At 70.7% G+C, this 22,312-nt stretch carries 17 protein-coding genes and 1 pseudogene; 4 read left to right on the top strand and 14 right to left on the bottom strand.

The genetic code is table 11. The features are described 5' to 3' along the window. Positions 1-30: 30 nt before the first annotated feature. The 3 genes from AB0N14_RS08415 to AB0N14_RS08405 all read right to left on the bottom strand — a co-directional run bounded on the left by AB0N14_RS08415 (position 31) and on the right by AB0N14_RS08405 (position 2,234). Positions 31-1,074 (bottom strand): 3-isopropylmalate dehydrogenase, encoded by a 1,044-nt coding sequence (locus AB0N14_RS08415; protein ID WP_366024927.1) that lies wholly within the window; start codon positions 1,072-1,074, stop codon positions 31-33. Positions 1,075-1,279: 205 nt separating this feature from the next. Further along, positions 1,280-1,411 (bottom strand): hypothetical protein, encoded by a 132-nt coding sequence (locus tag AB0N14_RS08410; protein ID WP_103838047.1) that lies wholly within the window; start codon positions 1,409-1,411, stop codon positions 1,280-1,282. Between the two features lie 283 nt (positions 1,412-1,694). After that, positions 1,695-2,234, bottom strand: a complete 540-nt coding sequence (locus tag AB0N14_RS08405) for a GNAT family N-acetyltransferase (protein WP_366024926.1) — start codon at positions 2,232-2,234, stop codon at positions 1,695-1,697. A 361-nt stretch (positions 2,235-2,595) separates the two neighbouring features. Here AB0N14_RS08405 and AB0N14_RS08400 point away from each other — a divergent pair. Then, a pseudogene (locus AB0N14_RS08400) lies at positions 2,596-3,552 on the top strand (glycoside hydrolase family 97 catalytic domain-containing protein); the annotation flags it as partial. 64 nt (positions 3,553-3,616) lie between these two features. Here the strand turns inward: AB0N14_RS08400 and AB0N14_RS08395 are convergent. The 4 genes from AB0N14_RS08395 to AB0N14_RS08380 all read right to left on the bottom strand — a co-directional run bounded on the left by AB0N14_RS08395 (position 3,617) and on the right by AB0N14_RS08380 (position 7,209). Further along, complete coding sequence (locus AB0N14_RS08395) at positions 3,617-4,006, bottom strand: alpha/beta hydrolase (protein WP_366024925.1); 390 nt, start codon at positions 4,004-4,006, stop codon at positions 3,617-3,619. Next, complete coding sequence (locus AB0N14_RS08390) at positions 4,003-4,470, bottom strand: alpha/beta fold hydrolase (RefSeq protein ID WP_366024924.1); 468 nt, start codon at positions 4,468-4,470, stop codon at positions 4,003-4,005. Before AB0N14_RS08390 ends, AB0N14_RS08395 begins: the two co-directional genes overlap by 4 nt. A 76-nt stretch (positions 4,471-4,546) precedes the next feature. Beyond that, positions 4,547-6,178, bottom strand: a complete 1,632-nt coding sequence (gene pruA, locus AB0N14_RS08385; protein ID WP_366024923.1) for an L-glutamate gamma-semialdehyde dehydrogenase — start codon at positions 6,176-6,178, stop codon at positions 4,547-4,549. Positions 6,179-6,228: 50 nt separating this feature from the next. Beyond that, positions 6,229-7,209, bottom strand: a complete 981-nt coding sequence (locus AB0N14_RS08380; RefSeq protein ID WP_366024922.1) for a proline dehydrogenase family protein — start codon at positions 7,207-7,209, stop codon at positions 6,229-6,231. 161 nt (positions 7,210-7,370) lie between these two features. Here AB0N14_RS08380 and AB0N14_RS08375 point away from each other — a divergent pair, with 161 nt between their 5' ends. Both AB0N14_RS08375 and AB0N14_RS08370 read left to right on the top strand, forming a co-directional pair. Next, positions 7,371-8,639: a helix-turn-helix domain-containing protein gene (locus AB0N14_RS08375; protein WP_366024921.1), complete on the top strand. Its 1,269-nt coding sequence runs from the start codon at positions 7,371-7,373 to the stop codon at positions 8,637-8,639. A 101-nt stretch (positions 8,640-8,740) separates the two neighbouring features. After that, positions 8,741-9,766, top strand: a complete 1,026-nt coding sequence (locus AB0N14_RS08370; protein ID WP_366024920.1) for an alcohol dehydrogenase — start codon at positions 8,741-8,743, stop codon at positions 9,764-9,766. 8 nt (positions 9,767-9,774) lie between these two features. Here AB0N14_RS08370 and AB0N14_RS08365 read toward each other — a convergent pair whose 3' ends face one another. Further along, a complete protein-coding gene (locus tag AB0N14_RS08365) occupies positions 9,775-10,365 on the bottom strand; it encodes a TetR/AcrR family transcriptional regulator (RefSeq protein ID WP_366024919.1) in 591 nt (196 codons plus the stop codon). Between the two features lie 95 nt (positions 10,366-10,460). On the opposite strand from AB0N14_RS08365, the gene AB0N14_RS08360 reads away from it, so the two are divergent. After that, on the top strand, positions 10,461-11,993 hold the full coding sequence (locus AB0N14_RS08360; RefSeq protein ID WP_366024918.1) for an MFS transporter: 1,533 nt from the start codon (positions 10,461-10,463) through the stop codon (positions 11,991-11,993). Between the two features lie 71 nt (positions 11,994-12,064). Here AB0N14_RS08360 and serA read toward each other — a convergent pair whose 3' ends face one another. From serA to AB0N14_RS08330, 6 genes are all read right to left on the bottom strand, one after another. Further along, the gene (gene serA, locus AB0N14_RS08355) at positions 12,065-13,654 is read right to left on the bottom strand and encodes a phosphoglycerate dehydrogenase (protein ID WP_366024917.1); all 1,590 of its coding nucleotides are present in this window, start codon (positions 13,652-13,654) and stop codon (positions 12,065-12,067) included. Positions 13,655-13,895: 241 nt separating this feature from the next. Further along, positions 13,896-14,894: a ketol-acid reductoisomerase gene (gene ilvC, locus AB0N14_RS08350; RefSeq protein ID WP_366024916.1), complete on the bottom strand. Its 999-nt coding sequence runs from the start codon at positions 14,892-14,894 to the stop codon at positions 13,896-13,898. Positions 14,895-15,012: 118 nt separating this feature from the next. Continuing rightward, entirely contained in the window at positions 15,013-15,537 is a 525-nt protein-coding gene (ilvN, locus tag AB0N14_RS08345; RefSeq protein ID WP_366024915.1) for an acetolactate synthase small subunit, read from the bottom strand. Between the two features lie 21 nt (positions 15,538-15,558). Then, positions 15,559-17,406, bottom strand: coding sequence for an acetolactate synthase large subunit (locus tag AB0N14_RS08340; protein ID WP_366024914.1), 1,848 nt, complete (start codon positions 17,404-17,406; stop codon positions 15,559-15,561). A 341-nt stretch (positions 17,407-17,747) separates the two neighbouring features. After that, complete coding sequence (locus tag AB0N14_RS08335; protein WP_366025142.1) at positions 17,748-20,789, bottom strand: EAL domain-containing protein; 3,042 nt, start codon at positions 20,787-20,789, stop codon at positions 17,748-17,750. Between the two features lie 562 nt (positions 20,790-21,351). Beyond that, positions 21,352-22,293, bottom strand: a complete 942-nt coding sequence (locus AB0N14_RS08330) for a 2-hydroxyacid dehydrogenase (RefSeq protein WP_366024913.1) — start codon at positions 22,291-22,293, stop codon at positions 21,352-21,354. Positions 22,294-22,312: the final 19 nt, after the last annotated feature.

The raw sequence follows: 22,312 nt of genomic DNA, 5'->3' as shown, positions 1-22,312 counted from the left end.
TGACTCAGGGGGTGTGAGTAGGGCGGCAGGTCAGCCGGCTACTCGTACGGCGAGCGCGTCGCCGATCTCGTCGGTGCTGCGGGCGGGCTTGCCCGCGCGCTCCGCGAGGTCGGCGGAGACGGCCTCCTCGATGCGGGCGGCCTCGGACTCGTAGCCGAGGTGGCGCAGCAGGAGGGCGACCGACAGGACGGTGGCTGAGGGGTCGGCCTTGCCCTGGCCCGCGATGTCGGGCGCCGAGCCGTGCACGGGCTCGAACATCGACGGGAACTCACCGGACGGGTTGATGTTGCCGGAGGCGGCGACCCCGATGCCGCCGGAGATGGCGGCGGCGAGGTCGGTGATGATGTCGCCGAAGAGGTTGTCGGTGACGATCACGTCGAAGCGCTCGGGCTGGGTGACGAGGTAGATCGTCGCCGCGTCGACGTGCATGTACTCGGTGGTGACTTCGGGGAACTCCTCGGCCACCTTGTTGAAGATGTTCGTCCACAGGTGACCCGCGAACGTGAGCACGTTGTTCTTGTGGACCAGGGCCAGCTTCTTGCGCGGGCGCGCCTGGGCGCGGGCGAAGGCGTCCCGTACCACGCGCTCGACGCCGAAGGCGGTGTTCACGGACACCTCGGTGGCGACCTCGTGCGGGGTGCCCTTGCGGATGGTGCCGCCGTTGCCCGTGTACGGGCCCTCGGTGCCCTCGCGGACCACGACGAAGTCGATCTCGGGCTGGCCCGCGAGCGGGGTCGCGACGCCCGGCAGCAGCCTGGAGGGCCGCAGGTTGACGTGGTGGTCGAAGGCGAAGCGGAGCTTGAGCAGGAAGCCGCGCTCCAGCACGCCCGACGGCACCGACGGGTCGCCGATCGCGCCGAGGAGGATCGCGTCGTGCTGCTTGAGCTGCTCGAGGTCGGCGTCGGTGAGGGTCTCGCCGGTGGCGTGGTAGCGCCGGGCGCCGAAGTCGTACTCCTTGGTCTCCAGCTTCACATCCTGCGGAAGGACGGCGGAGAGGACCTTCAGCCCCTGGGTCACGACCTCCTGGCCGATGCCGTCACCGGGAATCACTGCGAGATTGATGCTGCGAGACATGACCGCACCGTACTCCTTGTCCCACGCAATGACACGGGGCGTCCGCGATGCGGACAAGCCCAACATCGAGGTGCGGTGCGGCAGATGGCGCGGGGCGCCCGGCCGCGCCGCACCTCGTGCGGGTGCGGCTCCCGGCTTATGGGTGCAGCATCACGGGTGAGGGTGCGGGCCGTACGGGTGAGGGCCTGGGACGCGGAGGCGCGGCTCAGTGGCCGGTCGCGCCGCCGTTGTCCCTGCGGTCGAGGGCGCGCTGGAGCGCTGCGGCGGCGTTCTTGCGGTCGGACTCGCTCGTACGGGAAACGTGACGGACTCGGCGGCGGGCGGTCGTCTCGGCCATGGGAAATCGACTCCTTCGACATCCGGGAGTGCGGAAAGGGGGTTACGAGACTCCCCCACTGCTTGTGGGAGGTACCCCCAGCCGGGACGGGGAGCGGTGCCGCAGGGGTTGCCTGCACGGGGCCCGGCTCACGACCGCCATTCGCTTGATCGAGCGAGACGTTCGGCTTCTACAAAAGTAAGTGAGGACAGGGCGTCTGTCTCCACAATTACTCGGACTTCCTACTATCTGAGACGGCGCAGTGGGCCATACGGGCGCGACCTTCGAAAACGGTCGTCGACGGTCAGAGGACGTCCCCGTCGCGCCAGTCGAAGACCAGCTTGCGTTTGAAGTCGAGGTCGCCCGCGGCGGCGGGGCGCACATAGGTGCAGTCCTCGTCGTCACGCAGGCGGACGACACCGCGGGGGCCGAGGCCGCAGAGACGGCCGCGCCAGAGCCGCCAGCCGCGGGCGGCGTACAGGTGGGCGCCGTCGTCGCTCGCGGAGAGCGCGCCGAGGTCGTAGGCACGGTCGATGATCCGCTCGACCTCGGCCATGACACGCGCGCCGAGCCCCTGGCGCCGCACGTCGGCGCGGACGCCCACGCCCTCGACGTACCCGACCCGCAGCCAGCGCTTGCGGTACCGGGCGCGCCGCTGGATGACGGACCCGTGTGCGGCGAGCCCCTGCTCGTCGCTGACGAGCACGTGCATCCCGCCGAGCGCGTGCTCCCAGTCGTCATCGTCGTAGTCCCCGTCGAACGCGGCGTCGAGCAGGGCGCGCACGGCCCGGAGCTCGGCGGGGTCGAGGTCGGCGGTATGGGCGGTACGGACTCCGGCTGTCACGTGATCAGTATCACTCGTTCCGTCGCGTTCTCCCCGCCCGACGCTCCCCTGCCGCTCCCCTGCGCGACGCCCTTCACGGCCCGACTCCCGGCGTTCTTCTACGTGACCCTCCACCCTCTATATGACCTGTCAGTCCGATGTATCTGACCGTCACGCGCCTTGACATGGACATATAGCGCCTCCACCACCCTCACAGTCATCGGATGACTGCGACAGGGAGAGGTTCCGCATGACCGCCCGACCACGGCTCCGCACCATCGTCCTGGCCGTCTGCTCCGCACTGCTCGCCACCACCGCGTCAGCCCTTCCGGCACAGGCCGGCGCCCCGCACGGGAGGCGTCCTGGGAGGTGCGCGGCCCTCGCGGCCGAGCGCGGCTGGCCGTACGAAGTCGTGGACGCCGGCTGGTACTTCAAGTCCGATGCCTGGGACGTCATCGACCCGGACTGGCAGACGGACAGCTGGATGCCCGAGCTGGTGCGCTACGCGGCGGCGAAGAGCGTCGGCATCCACGTCTGGTTGCACTACACGCTCCTCACCGACCCCGCCGAGCGCGAGAAGTGGCTCGGCGCTCTGGAGCGCTGGGGCGTGAAGGGGGTGAAGATCGACTTCATGGACTCGGAGTCCCAGGAGCGGATGCGCTGGTACGACGACGTCCTGGAGTCGACGGCCCGCCACCACCTCATGGTGATCTTCCACGGCTCGACGATCCCCAAGGGCATCCACCGCACCTGGCCGCAGGTCATGACGATGGAGGGCGTCGGCGGTGAGGAGAAGCGCAACAACACCGCGGAGCACCTGGCGTCCCTGCCGTTCACGCGGAACGTCATCGGGCCCATGGACTTCACCCCGGGCGCCTTCCACCGCCCGTACCGCCCCAACGTCGGCTCCGACGCGGGCGAGTTGGGGCTGGCGGTCCTGTACGAGTCGGGCGTCCAGAACCTCTCCGGCACCCCGGAGTCGTACGACGCGCGCCCCGAGGCCCGGCGCTTCCTGGAGCAGCTTCCGGCCCGCTGGGAGGAGACCCGGCTGCTGACCGGCGACCCGGGCCGCTCCGCGGTGCTGGCCCGGCGCTCGGCGGACGGCCGCTGGTTCATCGGGGGCACGTTCGCCGGCGCGGCGCAGACGGCCGACGTGCCGATCCGGCTGGGCGCGGGGCCCTGGGTGGTGGAGACCTTGACGGACGGTCCGTCGGGCCCGGTGCGCGAGACGCACACGGTGCGCGGCGGCGACACCCTCGCGGTGCCGGTGGCGGCGGACGGCGGCTTCGCGGCGCTCGCCTGCCGTCCGTACGCGGGCCGTACGACGTGTGAGCGCTGATCCCGGCCGGCCCGGCGCCCTCGTGCGGGAGGCTCCTCGCACGCGGGCGCCGGGCCCGTCCGGGTCACAGCACGTCCGCGACCGCCTGACGGAATCCCTTCGGGTCCTCTGTCCACGGCATGTGCCCGGCACCGGGCAGACCCACGCGCCGCACCATCGGCAGGGCCCGTTCCAGGGAGTCGACCGCCGAACGCGGACGGATGTCCCGGCCGCCGTCGACGATCAGCACGGGCACGTCGAGGGTCCGGCAGGCGGCGTGCAGCTCCGGGGTGCCCCAGGTGCGCTTCCGCTCCTCGTTGAGGGCCCTGTTGCACTCGTCGTTGACGCCGAACCAGGGATCGGCCATGCGCCCGGCGTGCTCCAGAGCCCGCTCGCGGTCCTCGAACTCGATCGACCACTGCAGGACGGCCCGCTCCCGGTCCTCTGCATCGGTGCGCTCGGCACGATCGGTCACTCACGCCAGCGGGCCAGGCGTTCGGGCTCCTCACCGAGTCTGGCGAGGAAGTTCTCGCGGTAGACGGGGTGCCAGGTGTCGTCCGAGTCGATGCCCGTACCGGAGACATAGATCAGCGCGCTCACCCTCTCCGGGTGCGTCAGCGCGTAGCTCAACGCCAGCTGCGCGCCCCAGGAGTGGCCGAGCAGGGCCATGCGGTCGAGACCGAACCGCCGTCGTACGGCGTCGAGATCGGCCACGAAGCGGGCGCTCGTCCAGGGTCCGGCGCACCGCTGCGACCGCCCGCAGCCGCGCTGGTCCCAGCGGACCACCGTGGACCGGTCCCCGAGCAGTTCCGCCACGTCCTCGAACATGTCCCACAGGCCGGGCCCACCGTGGCACAGGACCAGCGGATCGCCCCGGCCCGACCGCGCAGCCCACAGGTGTACGCCGTCGTCGGCGGTCACCGTCCGCGCATCGATCATGTGACCAGTCTGCCCCGCGACATGCCAACGGGCCGGGTCCGCGCAGGAACCCGGCCCGTTCCGGCCGTCGCGGGCGTCAGCCCATGTGCGGGTACGTGTAGTCCGTCGGCGCGACCAGCGTCTCCTTGATCGCGCGGGTCAGGGTCCAGCGCAGCAGGTTCTGCGGGGCGCCCGCCTTGTCGTTGGTGCCGGAGGCGCGGCCGCCGCCGAAGGGCTGCTGACCGACCACGGCGCCGGTCGACTTGTCGTTGATGTAGAAGTTGCCGGCGGCGTAGCGCAGCCTCTCGGCCGTGTACGCCGCCGCCGCGCGGTCGTTCGCGATGACCGAGCCGGTCAGTGCGTAGTCGGAGACCGACTCCATCTGGGTCAGCATCTCGTCGTACTTGTCGTCCTCGTAGACGTGGACCGCGAGGACCGGGCCGAAGTACTCGGTGCGGAACACCTCGTTCTCCGGGTCGGTGCACTCGATGACGGTCGGGCGGACGAAGTAGCCGACGGAGTCGTCGTAGGAGCCGCCCGCGACGATCGTGCAGGCCGGGTCCTCCTTGGCGCGGTCGATCGCGGCCTTGTTCTTCGCGAAGGCGCGCTCGTCGATGACGGCGCCGATGAAGTTCGACAGGTCGGTGACGTCACCCATGCTGATGCCGTCGACCTCGGCCGCGAACTGCTCCTTGAAGCCGTCGTTCCAGATCGACACCGGGATGTACGCGCGGGAGGTGGCGCTGCACTTCTGGCCCTGGTACTCGAAGGCGCCTCGGGTGAGGGCCGTCTTCAGGACCGCGCGATCGGCCGACGGGTGGGCCACGACGAAGTCCTTGCCGCCGGTCTCACCGACCAGACGCGGGTAGGAGCGGTACTTCTCGATGTTGTTGCCGACCGTCTTCCACAGGTACTGGAAGGTCTTGGTGGAACCGGTGAAGTGGATGCCCGCGAGGTCCCGGTGCTCCAGGGCGACCTTGGAGACCTCGATGCCGTCGCCGGTGAGGAGGTTGATGACGCCCTTCGGCAGGCCCGCCTCCTGAAGGAGCTGCATGAGGAGCACGGCGGCGTGGGTCTGGGTCGGGGACGGCTTCCAGACCACGACGTTGCCCATCAGCGCCGGGGCCGTCGGCAGGTTGCCCGCGATCGCGGAGAAGTTGAACGGGGTGATCGCGTAGACGAAGCCCTCCAGCGGGCGGTGGTCGAGCCGGTTCCACACGCCCGGGGAGTTGGCCGGGGGCTGCTCGGCCAGGATCTGGCGGGCGTAGTGCACGTTGAAGCGCCAGAAGTCGACCAGCTCGCACGGGGTGTCGATCTCGGCCTGCTGGGCGGTCTTGGACTGGCCGAGCATGGTGGAGGCGGCCAGCGTCTCGCGCCAGGGACCGGCCAGCAGCTCGGCGGCGCGCAGGATGATCGCGGCGCGGTCGTCGAAGGACATCGCGCGCCAGGCGGGCGCTGCGGCCAGGGCGGCGTCGATGGCGTCCTGCGCGTCCTGCTGCGTGGCGTTGCGGTAGGTGCCGAGCACGGACTTGTGGTTGTGCGGCTGCACGACCTGGAACTCCTCGCCGCCGCCCATGCGCTGGACGCCGCCGATGGTGCAGGGCAGGTCGATCGGGCTCTCGGCCAGCTCCTTCAGCTTGGCCTCCAGGCGGGCACGCTCGGGCGAGCCGGGGGCGTAGCCGTGCACCGGCTCGTTGACGGGGGTGGGGACCTGGGTCACAGCGTCCATGGGTTCCGTAACTCCTTGACGTGAGCGGTGTTGCGAGCGGGGGTGCGGGCTCAGCCCTTGCTGACCATCGAGCGGACGAAGAAGCGCAGGTTCGCCGGCTTCTCGGCCAGACGGCGCATGAAGTAGCCGTACCAGTCCGTGCCGTACGCCGTGTAGACGCGCATGCGGTGGCCCTCGGCGGCCAGGCGCAGGTGCTCCTCGCTGCGGATGCCGTAGAGCATCTGGAACTCGTACTCGTCCATCTTGCGCCCGGCGCGGTGGGCGAGTTCCTGGGCGACGGAGATCAGGCGCGGGTCGTGGGAGCCGATCATCGGGTATCCCTCGCCCTCCATGAGGGTCCTCAGGATGCGGACGTACGCCTTGTCGCTCTCGTGCTTGTTCTGGTACGCGACCGACGCGGGCTCCTTGTACGCCCCCTTCACGATACGCACGCGGCTGCCGCTCGCGGCGAGGCGGCGGGCGTCGGCCTCGGTGCGGAAGAGGTAGGCCTGGATGACGCAGCCCGTCTGCGGGAAGTCCTTCCGCAGCTCCTCGTGGATGGCGAACATCGAGTCGAGGGTGGTGTGGTCCTCCGCGTCCAGCGTGACCGTCGTGCCGATCGCGGCGGCCGCCTCGACGACCGGACGGACGTTCTTGAGGGCCAGCTCGTGGCCGTCCGGAAATGTAGGGGCGGGCCCGGAGGCTCCTCGGTTGAGGGCGGTGGTGGACGACGAGAGGGACTGGCCGAACATCGACAGCTTCACCGACATCTCGGCGCGGGTGCCCAGCTCCAGGGGCTCCAGCCGGTCGATCAGCTCCAGGTAGGCGTCGCGCGCGGCCGCGGCCTGCTCGGGGGTCGTGATGTCCTCGCCGACGACGTCCATCGTCAGCTCAAGCCCCTTGCCGGTGAGGTCCAGGATGATCGGCACGACGTCGTCCACCGTCTCGCCCGGGATGAAGCGGTCGACGACCTGCTTGGTCACCGGGGCCGCCGAGATCAGGCGTCGCATCCGGTCGCTGCGCGACGCGGCGAGAATCACGGGACCCAGCACGGGGCACCTCCACAGAACGGGCAAGGGGCCGCGACCCGACCATTCGGGGACGGCACGGAGAACCACCGTGAAACCTAAGGACCCCTCCGATCGTCGGCCATCGACAGCTGTCACGCATCCGTGCCCTGGATCTCAGACAGATGTATGAGCGGGATGGAAAAATGCGGGAGAATGCCCCTGTGGCGGACGTTTTCAAGGCAGGGCGCGGCGATTACCAGGAGCTCGTCGACGAGATCTCCGCGCTGCTCGGCGCCCCGGCGACCCTGGAGAACCGGGACTTCGAGCTGATCGCCTTCGCCGCGTACGACAGCGAGGGCGACTTCGACGAGGCGTCCCTCGACCCCGTGCGCACCCGCTCGATCCTCACGCGCCGCTCCACGGCGGCGGTGCGGAAGTGGTTCGAGGGCTTCGGCATCGCGCGCGCCACCGGACCGGTGCGGATCCCGCCCACTCCGGAGGCGGGCGTGTACCGGGGAAGGATCTGTCTGCCGGTACGCCATCGGGGTGTCGTCCTCGGCTATGTGTGGCTGCTCGTCGATGAACCCGGCCCGTCCGAGGTGCAGCTGACCGCCGCGATGGAGATCGCGGCGCGGATCGGCGACCTGCTCGCGGAGGAGGCGCAGGCGGGCGCGGAGGTGACGCGTGAGCTGCGCGTGGTGCTGACCGCGGAGCGCGGCTGGCCGCAGGACATGGCGGTGGCCGAGCTGCGGACGGCGCTGGGCGCGCGCGGCGAGGGCCTGCACACGGTGGTCTGTATCGCCCCCTGGCCTTCGGCCGACCCGGACGACGCGCCGTCGGCCCGGACGATCCCGGCGGCGACCGCGCTGTGCACGGTGCCGTGGGAGGGGGGTACCTCCCACGCCCTTGAGGCAGTGGGGGAGACCGGCCAGAGCCTCGCGCTGCTGGTGCGGCTGCGCTCGGCGGACGTGCTGACCCCGGCGCTGACGGCGGCCACCCGGCTGCTGCGGGAAGCGGGGCACCAAGGCGCGGGCTCCGCGGCCGGGGTGGCCGGCGCCCGGGGCTCCGCGGCCGGAGTGGCCGGCGCCCGGCACGGCCTCGCCGAGCTGGGCGCGGCCTGGCAGGAGGCGTCGGCGGCGGCCCGCGCGGCCCTGGCGGAGCCCCGGCTCGGGCCGATCGCCCAGTGGTCGGCCATCGGCCCGTACCGCCTGCTGACGTCGCTGCCGCCGCAGGCGGCCCACGACCCTGCCGTCAGCGCCCTGCTGACCCCCGCCCACCGCGAACTGGCCCGCACCGCCGAGGTGTTCCTGGACTGCGCGGGCCAGGCGGGCCGCACGGCCGCCGAACTGGGCGTCCACCGCCAGACCCTGTACTACCGCCTCTCCCGCGTCGAACAGCTCACGGGCCTGGACCTGGACGACGGCGAGGACCGTCTGCTGCTGCACATGGCGCTGAAGGGGGCGCGACTGTAGGACACGCCCGCTCATTTCTCCCCTCCGGCGCGCGGGATCGGGCCGAAGCTGGTCTGCTGGGGTTGCGGGGGACCAGTCGTACCCGTTTCCGGGGAGAGCCCATGAGTACGTATCGAGTCGCGCAGGTGGCCGCCGCCGGCGGTCCGTTCGAGGTCGTCGAGCGCGAGGTGCCGCAGCCTGGGCCCGGCCATGTGCGGGTGGCCGTGGACGCGTGCGGGATCTGCCACAGCGACGCCTTCTTCGTGAACGCCGGGCTGCCGGGCGTCACGTTCCCGGTGGTGCCTGGGCATGAGATCGCCGGGCGCATCGAGGAGCAGGGCGACGGCGTGCGGGAGCGGGGCTGGCAGGTGGGCGACCGGGTGGCGGTGGGCTGGTTCGGGGGCAGTTGCGGCCACTGCACGCCCTGCCGGCAGGGCGACTTCGTCGTGTGCCAGAACCTGAAGGTGCCCGGCTGGGCGTACGACGGGGGCTTCGCCGAGGCGGTGATCGCGCCGGCCGACGCCCTGGCCCGCATCCCCGACGCGCTGGCGGCGACCGACGCCGGGCCCATGGCCTGCGCGGGGGTGACCACCTTCCACGGGCTGCGGCGCAGCTCCGCCCGGCCGGGGGACCTGGTCGCGGTGCTCGGCATCGGTGGGCTCGGCCACCTCGGGGTGCAGTACGCGGCCGCCATGGGCTTCGAGACGGTGGCGATCGCACGCGGGGGCGAGAAGGCCGAGCTCGCCAAGCAACTCGGCGCTCATCACTACGTCGACAGCACGGCGGACACCTCCGTCGCGGACGCGTTGCAGTCCCTCGGCGGCGCCAAGGTCGTCCTGGCCACCGCCGGCAACGCCGAGGCCATCACGGCGACCGTGGACGGGCTGTCGCACCGCGGCGAGCTGGTCGTCATCGGCGCGTCTCCCGATCCCATGGGGATCAGCCCGGTCCAGCTGATCACGGGAGGCAGGGTCGTCCGCGGGCACCCGTCCGGCACCGCGCAGGACGTGCAGGACACCATGGCGTTCAGCGCCCTGCACGGGATCCGCCCGATGGTCGAGACGGTGCCCCTGGACCAGGCGGGCGAGGCGTACCAGAAGATGCTCTCCGGCGCCGCCCGCTTCCGGATGGTGCTGACCACCCGCTGACGGACGCGTCAGCTCTTCGCGGCCCCCGCGATGACGCGGCGCAGTCCCTCGGTGAGCTGGTCGGCGTCGGTCGCGGAGTCGGGGTCGAAGAGGAACTGCACCACCAGCCCCTGGAGCAGGGTCTGGTAGAAGCGGCCCTCTGTGTCGATGGTCTCCTTGTCGAGCTGCTCCTCCGGGACTCCGTTGAACATCGAGATCATCCCCGCGCGCCCCTGCTCCTGAGCCTCGGCCAGCAACCGGCGCACGTCCCCCAGGCGGTCGTCCTGGAAGAGCAGTTCATAGCTGAGCAGCCAGATCGCCCGCGACTCGGGGAGGGTACGCAGGACGTTCGACCACACCTCGCGGAAGCGCTCCAGTGAATCCGGCGGAGTCGCCGTCGTACCGCCCGCCCCCCAGCCGGGCTCGAAGCGGTCCCCCATCTCCTCGACCAGGGAGACATACGCCTGAACCAGCAGCGTGTCCTTCGACCCGTAGTGGTAGCCGATCGACGCCAGGTTCGTCCCCGACTCCCTGACGATGTCGCGCGCCGTCGTGCGCGCGAACCCCTTCTCCAGCAGGCAGCGCTTGGCGCCCTCGAGCAGATCCTCACGGTGTCCCATGCCGCCACCCTACTCCGATCCATACATTCGTCCTAGACGTTCGATTTATACGACCGTACTAGACAACCGTTTAAGACGCCCGTACAGTCCCTGGCATGACGAACCCGACGAGCACGACCCCGGCCGCACCGCCCGCCGGAACCCGCGCCGGCCGCCGTGAATGGACCGCCCTGGGCGTCCTGATGCTTCCGCTGCTGCTGGTCTCGATAGACGTCTCGGTCCTCTACTTCGCGATCCCCGCGATCAGCGCGGACCTGGAGCCGAGCGGCACCCAGCAGCTGTGGACCTTCGACATCTACGCCTTCGTCCTCGCCGGGCTGCTGATGACGATGGGCTCGCTCGGCGACCGGATCGGCCGCCGCAGGCTGCTGCTGCTCGGGGCCGCCGCCTTCGGGGGCGCCTCACTTCTGGCGGCCTACGCCGACAGTGCCGAGACCCTGATCGCGGCCCGCGCCGTGCTCGGCATCGGCGGCGCCACCCTCATGCCGTCGACGATGGCGCTGATCCGCACGATGTTCACCGACCCCGGTCAGCGCGCGAAGGCGATCGGCCTGTGGTCCGGCGTGATGACGGCCGGCATCGCGCTCGGCTCCGTGATGAGCGGCGTCCTCGTCGAGTACTTCTGGTGGGGATCGGTCTTCCTCGTGAACCTGCCCGCGATGGCCCTGCTGCTGGTCCTCGGTCCGTTCCTGCTCCCGGAGTCGAAGAACCCCGAGCCCGGCCGCTTCGACCTGCTCAGCGTGCCGCTGTCGATGGCGGCGGTCCTGCCGGTGATCTACGGCCTCAAGGAGATCCCGGCCGAGGGCTGGCACGCCCAGTACGTGCTGGCGGTGACGGTGGGCCTGCTGTTCGCGGCGCTGTTCGTGTACCGCCAGCGCACCACGGCCTCGCCGATGATCTCCCCCGCCCTGTTCCGCGGCCGGGGCTTCGCGCCCGCCGTGGTCCTCAACCTGATCTCGTCCTTCGGGATGATGGGCTCGGCCTTCTTCACCACACAGTACCTGCAGTCGGTGCTCGGCAAGAGCGCGATGGAGGCGGCGCTGTGGGCGCTGCTCCCCTCCGTGCCGATCGGCATGGCGGCGCCGATCGCCACCCAGCTGGTGCAGAAGGGCGTCAACCGCGCCTACGTCGTCACGGCCGGGTTCACGATCGCCGCGGCCGGCTACGGAATGCTCGTCCTCGCCGGTACCGACTCCCTCTGGCTGGTGCTCGCGGCCTGCGGTGTCCTCGCCTCCGGGATCGTCATCGCCATCTCCCAGATGACGGACCTCGCGATGAGCGCGGCCCCGGTCGAGCGGGCGGGTTCCGCGTCCTCCCTTCTGGAGACCGGCGCGGAGTTCGGCGGCGCGCTGGGGATGGCGGTCCTGGGCTCGATCGGTACGGCGGTCTACCGCCACGAGATCCCGGCCTCGGCCCCGGCCCCGGCCCACGAGACGCTGGGCGGCGCGCTCGCGGTGGCCCACGGGATGCCGGGCCGGGCGGGAGCGGAGCTGCTGGCCGCGGCACGGGAGGCGTTCACCGCCGGGATGCACGGGGCCGCGATCGCCGGGGCGGTGGTCCTGGTGGGGGCGGCGGCACTGGCGGCGACGAGCCTGCGCCGGATCCACGTGCGCGGCACCGAGGAGTGACACGACGGGATGACGAGTCGGGGCCCGGCCACCCTGAGGTGGCCGGGCCCCGACTGTCGTGCGTACCGCCGTCAGACCAGGTTCACCGAGCGGGCGGACGTCGCGCCGATCTCCTCCGCGACCTCCGTCAGCACGTTCTGGGGCACCGTGTCGTCGACCGTGAGGACCGCGAGGGCCTCGCCGCCGGCGATGTCGCGGGCCACCTGCATGCCCGCGATGTTGATGCCGGCCTCGCCGAGGATGCGGCCCACGGTGCCGACCACACCGGGACGGTCGGTGTAGCGGAGCACGATCATGTGGTCGGCGAGCGACAGGTCCACGTCGTAGTCGCCCACCGCCACGATCTTCTGGTGGTGCTTCGGGCCGGCCAGCGTGCCGGACACCGAGACCTCCTCGCCGTCGGCGAGCGTGCCGCGGACGGTGACCACGTTGCGGTGGTCCGTGGCCTCCGAGCTGGTGGTCAGGCGCACCTCGACACCGCGCTCCTGAGCGAACAGCGGGGCGTTCACGTACGACACCGTCTCGTCCACGACGTCCTCGAACACGCCCTTGAGCGCGGACAGTTCGAGCACCTTGACGTCGTGCTGGGTGATCTCGCCGTACACCTCGACGTCGAGCCGGACCGCGACCTCGCCCGCGAGCGCGGTGAAGATGCGGCCGAGCTTCTCGGCGAGCGGCAGACCCGGCTTGACGTCCTCGGCGATGACACCGCCCTGGACGTTCACCGCGTCCGGCACCAGCTCGCCGGCGAGCGCCAGGCGCACCGACTTGGCGACCGCGATGCCCGCCTTCTCCTGCGCCTCGTCGGTGGAGGCGCCGAGGTGCGGGGTGCAGACGACCTGGTCGAGCTCGAACAGCGGCGAGTCCGTGCACGGCTCCTTCGCGTACACGTCGAGGCCGGCACCGGCGACGCGGCCCTCCTTGAGCGCCGAGTACAGCGCCTCCTCGTCGACGATCCCGCCGCGCGCGGCATTGATGACGCGCACGCTCGGCTTGACCTTGTGCAGCGCCTCGGAGCCGATCAGGCCGAGCGTCTCGGGGGTCTTCGGCAGGTGGACGGTGATGAAGTCGGAGACCTCGAGCAGCTCGTCCAGGGACAGCACCTTCACGCCCATCTGCGCGGCCCGGGCAGGCTGGACGTAGGGGTCGTAGGCGACGACCTTCATGCCGAACGCGGACATGCGCTGCGCGACCAGCGCGCCGATGCGGCCGAGGCCGACGACACCGAGGGTCTTCTCGGCGAGCTCGACGCCGGTGTACTTGCTGCGCTTCCACTCGCCGTTCTTCAGCGCCGCGTTGGCCTGCGGGATGTTGCGGGCGGTGGAAATGATCAGACCGCAGGCCAGTTCGGCCGCGGTCACGATGTTCGAGGTGGGGGCGTTGACGACCATCACGCCGGCCTTGGTGGCGGCGGAGACGTCCACGTTGTCCAGGCCGACGCCGGCTCGCGCGACGACCTTCAGCTTCTTCGCGGCGGCGATGGCCTCGGCGTCGACCTTCGTCGCGGAGCGGATCAGGATGGCGTCGACGTCGGCGATCGCGGGCAGCAGCTCCGCCCGATCGGCGCCGTTGCAGTGGCGGATCTCGAAGTCGGGGCCGAGGGCGTCGACGGTCGCGGGCGACAGCTCTTCAGCGATGAGTACGACGGGTTTCGAGCTCACGTGAGTCCTCACATGTCCAATGCGGACGGCCGTCCCGACGGCCGCTGGCGGTGGAGGGGTGCTTGCCGCGTGGAAGACGCACGACGCTGTGGGCCTGACGCGATTGTTGTGCAGCAGTCTAGTGGCGCGGCGAGGGGCGTATTGCGCCTGCGCGGAAGGATCACCCGGACGTGGCTGGCCGGTGTGGACAACAAGAATAATGCGGCGGTGCCCCCGGCAAAGGGCACCGCCGCATCAGAGGTCACGCCTCCTCGTTCACCCACGACATGAGCTTGCGCAGCTCCTTGCCGGTGGTCTCCAGCAGGTGCTCGGAGTCCTGCTTCTTGTACTCGTTGTACTTCTTCAGACCGCCGTGGTACTCGTCCATCCAGTTCTGGGCGAAGGAGCCGTCCTGGATCTCGGCGAGGACCTTCTTCATCTCGGCCTTGGTGGCGTCGGTGATGATGCGCGGGCCGGTGACGTAGTCGCCCCACTCGGCGGTCTCGGAGATCGACCAGCGCATCTTCTCCAGGCCGCCCTCGTACATGAGGTCGACGATCAGCTTCAGCTCGTGCAGGCACTCGAAGTAGGCGATCTCCGGCTGGTAGCCCGCCTCGACCAGGGTCTCGAAGCCTGCCTTCACCAGCGCCGAGGTGCCACCACAGAGGACGGCCTGCTCACCGAACAGGTCGGTCTCGGTCTCCTCGGTGAAGGTCGTCTTGATGACGCCGGCGCGGGTGCCGCCGATGCCCTTCGCGTACGACAGCGCCAGCGCGAACGCGTTGCCCGAGGCGTCCTGCTCGACGGCCACGATGCAGGGAACGCCGCGGCCCTCCTCGTACTGGCGGCGCACCAGGTGGCCCGGGCCCTTCGGGGCGACCATGCAGACGTCCACGCCGGCCGGGGGCTTGATGAAGCCGAAGCGGATGTTGAAGCCGTGGCCGAAGAACAGCGCGTCGCCGTCCTTCAGGTTCGGGGCGATGGACTCCTCGTAGACCTGGGCCTGGATCGGGTCCGGCACCAGGATCATGATCACGTCGGCCTCGGCGGCGGCCTCCGCCGGGGTCACCACGCGCAGGCCCTGCTCCTCGGCCTTCGCCTTGGACTTCGAGCCCTCGTGCAGACCGACACGGACGTCGACACCCGAGTCGCGCAGCGACAGCGCGTGGGCGTGGCCCTGGCTGCCGTAGCCGATGACCGCGACCTTGCGGCCCTGGATGATGGACAGGTCGGCGTCAGCGTCGTAGAACAGCTCGGCCACTTTGGGTTCTCTCCTTGAGTGCAGGTGTTGCGTCCCACCGTATGACGGCGGGCGGAAGGGAAGTTTCGGGGTCTCGGAATACGGGCGGCCGGTTGTCCCCGGCCGCCCGGACACCGTCTTACGCCGACCGGTCGAGGGCCCGCAGGGACCGGTCCGTGATCGAACGGGCGCCGCGGCCGATCGCGATCGTGCCGGACTGAACCAGCTCCTTGATGCCGTACGGCTCCAGCATCTTCAGCATGGCCGACAGCTTGTCGCCGGACCCGGTGGCCTCGATGGTGACGGCCTCCGGGGAGACGTCGACCGTCTTCGCGCGGAACAACTGGACGATCTCGACGATCTGGGAGCGCGTCTCGTTGTCGGCGCGCACCTTCACCAGAACGAGTTCACGCTGCACGGCCTGCGTCGGCTCCAGCTCGACGATCTTCAGCACGTTGACGAGCTTGTTGAGCTGCTTCGTCACCTGCTCCAGGGGCAGGTCCTCGACGTTCACCACGATGGTGATGCGGGAGATGTCGGGGTGCTCGGTGACACCGACCGCGAGCGAGTCGATGTTGAAGCCGCGGCGCGAGAAAAGGGCGGCGATCCGGGCGAGGATGCCGGGGGTGTTCTCGACCAGGACCGAGAGGGTGTGCTTGGACATGGTTCTTGACTCAGCTCTCTCTCAGTCGTCCTCGTTGTCGCCGAAGTCGGGGCGGACGTCCCGGGCGGCCATGATCTCGTCGTTGGAGGTGCCGGCGGCGACCATCGGCCACACCATCGCGTCCTCGTGGACGATGAAGTCGATGACCACGGGGCGGTCGTTGATGGAGTTCGCCTCTTCGATGACCTTGTCCAGGTCGTCCGGGGACTCGCAGCGGATCGCGTAGCAGCCCATGGCCTCCGACAGCTTCACGAAGTCGGGGACGCGGGTTCCCCTGGCCGCCGGGTCGACGTCCTCGGGCCCGGAGTGCAACACCGTGTTGGAGTACCGCTGGTTGTAGAAGAGGGTCTGCCACTGGCGGACCATCCCGAGGGCGCCGTTGTTGATGATGGCGACCTTGATCGGGATGTTGTTCAGGGCGCAGGTGGTCAGTTCCTGGTTGGTCATCTGGAAGCAGCCGTCGCCGTCGATCGCCCAGACCGTACGGTCCGGGACGCCGGCCTTCGCGCCCATCGCGGCCGGGACCGCGTAGCCCATGGTTCCGGCGCCGCCCGAGTTGAGCCAGGTCGCGGGCTTCTCGTACTGGATGAAGTGCGCGGCCCACATCTGGTGCTGGCCGACACCCGCGGCGAAGATCGTGCCCTGCGGCGCGAGCTGCCCGATGCGCTCGATGACCTGCTGCGGGGAGAGCGTGCCGTTCTCGGGCAGGTCGTAGCCGAGCGGGTAGGTCTCGCGCCAGCGGTTCAGGTCGTTCCACCAGGCGGTGTAGTCGCCCTGGTGGCCCTCGCTGTGCTCCTTCTGCACGGCCTGGATCAGGTCGGCGATGACCTCACGGGCGTCCCCGACGATCGGCACGTCGGCGGCGCGGTTCTTGCCGATCTCGGCGGGGTCGATGTCGGCGTGGACGATCTTGGCGTACGGGGCGAAGCTGTCCAGCTTGCCGGTGACGCGGTCGTCGAAGCGGGCGCCGAGGGCGACGATCAGGTCGGCCTTCTGCAGGGCGGTGACGGCGGCCACGGAGCCGTGCATGCCGGGCATGCCCAGGTGCTGCGGGTGGCTGTCGGGGAACGCGCCGAGCGCCATCAGAGTGGTGGTGACGGGCGCCCCGGTGAGCTCGGCGAGGACCTTCAGCTCGGCGGTGGCCTGCGCCTTGAGGACGCCACCGCCGACGTACAGGACGGGCCGCTTGGCGGAGGTGATCAGCTTGGCGGCCTCGCGGATCTGCTTGGCGTGCGGCTTGGTCACCGGGCGGTAGCCGGGCAGGTCCATCACCGGCGGCCAGGAGAAGGTGGTCTGCGCCTGGAGGGCGTCCTTGGCGATGTCGACCAGGACCGGGCCGGGGCGGCCGGTCGAGGCGATGTGGAACGCCTGCGCGATCACCCGCGGGATGTCCTCCGCCTTGGTGACCAGGAAGTTGTGCTTGGTGATCGGCATGGTGATGCCGACGATGTCCGCCTCCTGGAAGGCGTCGGTGCCGATCGCCTTGGAGGCGACCTGGCCGGTGATCGCGACCAGCGGCACCGAGTCCATGTGGGCGTCCGCGATCGGGGTCACCAGGTTGGTGGCTCCCGGTCCCGAGGTCGCCATGCAGACGCCGACCTTGCCGGTGGCCTGGGCGTAGCCGGTGGCCGCGTGGCCGGCGCCCTGCTCGTGCCGCACCAGCACGTGGCGCACCCGCGTGGAGTCCATCATCGGGTCGTACGCCGGAAGGATGGCACCACCCGGAATACCGAATACCGTGTCGGCGCCGACCTCCTCGAGAGAGCGGATGAGGGACTGCGCACCCGTGACGTGCTCGGGCGCGGACTGCTGTCCTCCGGATCGGGGCCGCGGCTGCGGGTGATGGCCCCCGGTGGCCTGCTCGGTCATCGGCATTCTCTTCTCGATGCTGAGGGTTTTGGCGAGGTTTGGGCGTTGTTCGGCTGGTGCCTGTGCAACAAAAAACCCCTCGTGCCGTGAGGCAAGCGAGGGGAGCGCGCCGGGTGTGGTCGCTGGGTGTTCCGGTTCATGTCCGGTGGGTCCCAGCTCAGCCGACGCGCTGTCCAAGTACGAGAATTCGGGTGCGCATGGCACAGACCCTCCCCCCGGCACGGCATCACTGTCAAGTGGGTGGGACGGGAGTCTCATTATGTGAGCGTAGGGCCGTCCCGCCTCCGAAATCCGCAGGCACGCCACTGGTGTACACCCCCGCGGTCCTTCCCGTGAGTCGTTCACCTACGGGGCGCCCCGGTCGGTGTCGAGGCAACGACCGTGCTCAGCCCTTCGGGCCTCCGCGCTCCCCCACCCTCGGCTTCGCTCGAGCGGGGGGACCCCCATGCGTTCTCGACACCGACGCGTTCCTTCGGCTCTCTCACTCCGCCCGCGAAGGCCGGCTCCGCCGGGCCGAGCGGCACCGGGTAGTGGCCGGCAGTGAGCGCCCGGCGCAGCCGGTACTCGTCCAGTGGGCCCGAGAAGGCCATGCCCTGACCGTGCGTGCAGCCCATGGCGCGCAGAGCGACGACCTGCTCGGGCAGGTCCACCCCGTCGGCGACGGAGGTGAGGCCCAGATCGCGGGCGATGCGCAGCAGCCCACCCGTGATCTTGTGCAGCCGCGCGGACTCGACGACCCCCTCGACGAGGTTCCGGTCCAGCTTCAGGACGTCGATGGGGAGCCGGCGCAGCGCCGCGATGGCCGCGTAGCCGCTGCCGAGGCCGTCCAGGGCGATACGGACGCCGATCCGGCGGAGGTTGCCGAGTCTGCGTTCCAGCTCCTCCAGGGTGCGCGGGTCGATGCCGGACAACTCGATCATCAGGGCGCCGGAAGCCAGACCGTGCCGGGTGAGCAGGGCCTCGATGGGGCCGAGCGGCAGGGAGCGGTCGAGCATCCGGCGGGCGCTCACCCGGACGGCGACGGTTACGCCGAGCCCGCCGGCGGCGCGCTCGGCGGCCTGCCGTACGGCCTCCTCGAGAATCCAGCGGCCCAGCTCGGCGGCCTTGTCGCTGTCCTCGGAGACACGCAGGAACTCGTCGGGTGTGAAGAGCACGCCCTGGGAGGACCGCCAGCGCGCCCGGGCGCTGACGGACGCGATCCGGCCGTCCTCGAGCGACACCACGGGTTGGTGCAGCAGGGTGAACTCGCCGTCGTCGAGCGCGGCCCGCAGCCGGGTGGCCAGCTCGGCCTTGCGGACGACGTCCTGCTGCATCTGGGGCTTGTACAGCTCGACGCGACCCTTGCCTGCGGCCTTGGCGCGGTACATGGCGAGGTCGGCGTTGCGCAGGAGCTCACCGGCGCCGAGGCCCGGCTCGGCGAAGGCCACGCCGATGGAGGCGGCCACCCGGACATCGTTGCCGTCGATGTCGTACGGCTGGGAGAGGGTGACCCTGAGCCGGTCGGCGAGCTCGAGGATGTGCCTCTCGCGCGCGGTGCGGTCCCTGGTGCCGTCGCCGACGATGAGGGCCGCGAACTCGTCACCGCCGAGGCGCGCGGCGGTGTCGCCCTGCCGCACCGACTCCTGGAGCCTGCGGGCGGCCTGGACGAGCAGCTCGTCGCCGGCCTGGTGCCCGATGGTGTCGTTGACGGCCTTGAAGCCGTCGAGGTCGATGAACAGGACGGCGGTGCCGCGGTCGGAGGAGCGGCGGCCGGAGAGGGCCTGCTGGACGCGCTTGGTGAACAGGGCTCGGTTGGGCAGGTCGGTGAGCGGGTCGTGCTCGGCGCTGTGCTGCAGCTGGGCCTGCAGGCGCACCCGCTCGGTCACGTCCCGGCTGTTGAAGATCAGGCCGCCCTGGTGGCGGTTGACGGTGGACTCCACGTTGAGCCAGCCACCGTCGCCGGAGCGGAAGCGGCACTCGATGCGGGTGGTCGGTTCCTGGGTGTGGCTGGCGGCCAGGAAGCGCCGCACCTCGTGCACCACGCAGCCCAGGTCCTCGGGGTGGATGAGCGCGGCGAGCTCGGTCCCGACGAGTTCCTCTGCGGGCCGGCCGTAGACGCCGGCGGCGGCCGGGGAGACGTACTGCAGGATGCCGTCGGGCGCGGCGATCATGATGACGTCACTGGAGCCCTGCACCAGGGAGCGGAAGTGGTTCTCCTTCTGCGCCAGTTCCTGGGTGAGGGTGATGTTGTCGAGCAGCATGATGCCCTGGCGCACGACGAGCGCGAGGACGACGGCGCCCGCGGTGATGAGCACGACGCGGTCGACGCTGTGGCCGTTGAGGACGTTGTAGAGGATCCCCAGCGTGCAGACGGCGGCGGCCAGGTAGGGCGTGAGGGCGGCCAGCGATCCGGCGATCGGGCGCGTGGCCCGGTACCGGTCGAGGTCGGCGTCCGGTGGGGGCGAGGCCGGGTACCGGTCGTGGGCCGGACCCTGCGGGAGCCCGGGGGCCGGGTCGAGGTCCCGGTGCCCTTCCTCGTGGCCGGTGGCCCGGGGTTCGCCCTGCCGCTGCTCCGGGACGTGTTCGTGCACCACGCGTGTGTGCTCGTCGTCCGGCGTCCGGCCGGACCGGGCGCCGACCCAGGGGGCGTAGGCGAGGAGCAGCGAGCCGGAGAACCAGCCGGCGTCCAGCAGCTGGCCCGAGTGGTAGCTGCTGTGCAGCAGCGGCGAGGTGAACAGGGCGTCGCACAGCACGGTCAGGGCGAGTGCGCCGATGGCGGTGTTGACCGCGGAGCGGTTCACCGCCGAGCGCCTGAGGTGCAGGGCGACCACCATGCTGATCAGGGCGATGTCCAGCAGCGGGTACGCGAGCGACAGCGCGGTGTGCGCCACGCTCGGTCCGTCGAACTTGGCCGCCTGCGCGAGCGCGAGGCTCCACGACAGCGTCAGCAGCGAGCCGCCGATCAGCCACGCGTCGAGCGCCAGGCATACCCAACCCGCCTTGGTGACGGGCCTTTTGGCGAGCACGAGCAGTCCTACGATCGCGGGTGGAGCGAAGCAGAGGAAGAACAGGTCGGCACAGCTGGGCGAGGGGACGGGGCGGTCGAGGACGACCTCGTACCATCCCCAGACGCCGTTGCCCAGCGCGGCCATGGCGGAGGAGAGCGCGAACAGCAGCCAGGCCGATCGAAAGCGGCTGCGGCGGCTGCGGGCGTACAGCAGGCAGGAGACCGACGCGGTGCCGGCCGCCACGCTCAACCCGAAGTCGCCCATGATCAGCGCGAGGGTCCGGGAGCCCCAGTCGACGGCGGAACCGACGGCGTATCCCGCGCACACCAGGGCCAGGACGAGTTGCGGAGCCGGGTTCTCCCGGCCGCCCGGTTTCGGACGGCGGGCCGGCAGCACTCCCGGGGACCTCACCGGTCCCTCCCGGTCCGTGACGCCGGGTCCCGGTGGGCCCGGCGTGCCGGGTGGGCGTGCCTCTTACGGCCGGCGTCCCCGGGGTGGTGACAGTGGCCGGCGTGATGACGACGGCTGCCGTGAGCGCTGTGACCGCGTCTGCGCGTCGCGGTCCGCCAGGGTCGTCGCCCGCGGCCGCGCCGCGTCGGGTCGTTCGTCCATAGGCCGTGCATCGCCCGTCGCCCCCCTCGTATGTCTGAAAGTTCCGTCCCCGGCGCCGAACGGTGCGCGGCGCAGCCCTGTCGGGGACGATACACCAGTATCGTCACTCAGGGACATAGTCCTTCTACGCTCCGTGACGACCAGGGGTAATGCGGGTACGCACCGCGTTCGGGGGACTGCGGAGCGTACCGGAAGCGGAGGGGTGGTGCACCGGAAGCGGTGCGTGCGCCGGTGGTGCGACCGCCGGCAGGCGCGTGCGCGGGTGGCGGCGATGGCTGGATTCGTGCGCCGCGCCGGCCGTGCGCGGGGCCTGCACCGCCCCGTCGCCCGTGCCTGCCGCGCCCGTTCAGCCGCCGCTCGTCAGGACGACGTTCTCGAGCGGTTCTCCCTGCGCGAAACGGTTCAGCTGAGAACTGAGGAGACGCTTGGCGCGGGGCCAGAACGCCGAGGTGGGGCCGCCGACATGAGGGCTGATGAGCACGCCCGGCGCATGCCACAGGGGGTGTCCTGCGGGCAGCGGTTCGGGGTCGGTGACGTCCAGGGCGGCGGTGATACGGCGGGACTCCAGCTCGGCCAGCAGGGCCTTGGTGTCGACGATCGGGCCGCGCGCCACGTTGACGAGCAGCGCCCCGTCCTTCATCCGGGCCAGGAACTCCGCGTCGACCAGGCCTTTCGTCTCCTCGGTGAGCGGGGTGACCAGGACGACGACATCGGCGTCGGGAAGAAGTTCCGACAATCGGGAGAGAGGATGCACAAGGCCGCGCGCTGTGTTGCGCTCGCGGCGCGCGACGCGCGCCACCCGCGCGACTTCAAAGGGCGCGAGCCGGTCCTCGATGGCGGCACCGATCGCCCCGTAGCCGACGATGAGGACTGACTTGTCGGCGAGCGCGGGATGGAACCCGCTCTGCCAGCGCTCCTCCTGCTGAGCCCGGACAAAGCCGGGGATGCCGCGCAGCGAGGCGAGGATCAGGGCGAGCGCGAGTTCGGCCGTGCTCGCCTCGTGCACTCCGCGCGCGTTGCACAGCCGCACGCCCGGCACGACGGACGACAGGTGGGCGGTGATGTCGTCGACGCCGGCCGTCAGTGTCTGGATGACCTGCAGGTTCCGCATCTGCTCCAGCGGCCGGACCTTGACGTCCTGGCGCTTCATGTACGGCACGGCGTAGAACGCGCAGTCGGCCGGGTCGGCGGGGAAGTCCTGCCCGCCGACCCAGTAGCGGTAGTTCAGGCCCTGGGGGAGGCCCTCTATCTCGTCGGTGCGGAACGGAAGCCAAACGTCGTCGGTCATGGTCAGGAGGCTATGCCAA

This window comes from Streptomyces sp. NPDC051104, assembly GCF_040682835.1.
Lineage (GTDB): Bacteria > Actinomycetota > Actinomycetes > Streptomycetales > Streptomycetaceae > Streptomyces > Streptomyces cynarae.
Note: the sequence above shows the minus strand (reverse complement) of the source record. Positions and strands in the feature narration are given on the sequence as shown.

What these genes read in the sequence shown, in the direction of transcription:
- AB0N14_RS08415 (WP_366024927.1), bottom strand. Translation starts at nt 1,074, where the DNA reads ATGTCTCGCAGCATCAATCTCGCAGTGATTCCCGGTGACGGCATCGGC.
- AB0N14_RS08410 (WP_103838047.1), bottom strand. Translation starts at nt 1,411, where the DNA reads ATGGCCGAGACGACCGCCCGCCGCCGAGTCCGTCACGTTTCCCGTACG.
- AB0N14_RS08390 (WP_366024924.1), bottom strand. Translation starts at nt 4,470, where the DNA reads ATGATCGATGCGCGGACGGTGACCGCCGACGACGGCGTACACCTGTGG.
- pruA (WP_366024923.1), bottom strand. Translation starts at nt 6,178, where the DNA reads ATGGACGCTGTGACCCAGGTCCCCACCCCCGTCAACGAGCCGGTGCAC.
- AB0N14_RS08375 (WP_366024921.1), top strand. Translation starts at nt 7,371, where the DNA reads ATGCGGGAGAATGCCCCTGTGGCGGACGTTTTCAAGGCAGGGCGCGGC.
- AB0N14_RS08370 (WP_366024920.1), top strand. Translation starts at nt 8,741, where the DNA reads ATGAGTACGTATCGAGTCGCGCAGGTGGCCGCCGCCGGCGGTCCGTTC.
- AB0N14_RS08365 (WP_366024919.1), bottom strand. Translation starts at nt 10,365, where the DNA reads ATGGGACACCGTGAGGATCTGCTCGAGGGCGCCAAGCGCTGCCTGCTG.
- AB0N14_RS08360 (WP_366024918.1), top strand. Translation starts at nt 10,461, where the DNA reads ATGACGAACCCGACGAGCACGACCCCGGCCGCACCGCCCGCCGGAACC.
- ilvN (WP_366024915.1), bottom strand. Translation starts at nt 15,537, where the DNA reads ATGTCCAAGCACACCCTCTCGGTCCTGGTCGAGAACACCCCCGGCATC.
- AB0N14_RS08340 (WP_366024914.1), bottom strand. Translation starts at nt 17,406, where the DNA reads ATGACCGAGCAGGCCACCGGGGGCCATCACCCGCAGCCGCGGCCCCGA.
- AB0N14_RS08330 (WP_366024913.1), bottom strand. Translation starts at nt 22,293, where the DNA reads ATGACCGACGACGTTTGGCTTCCGTTCCGCACCGACGAGATAGAGGGC.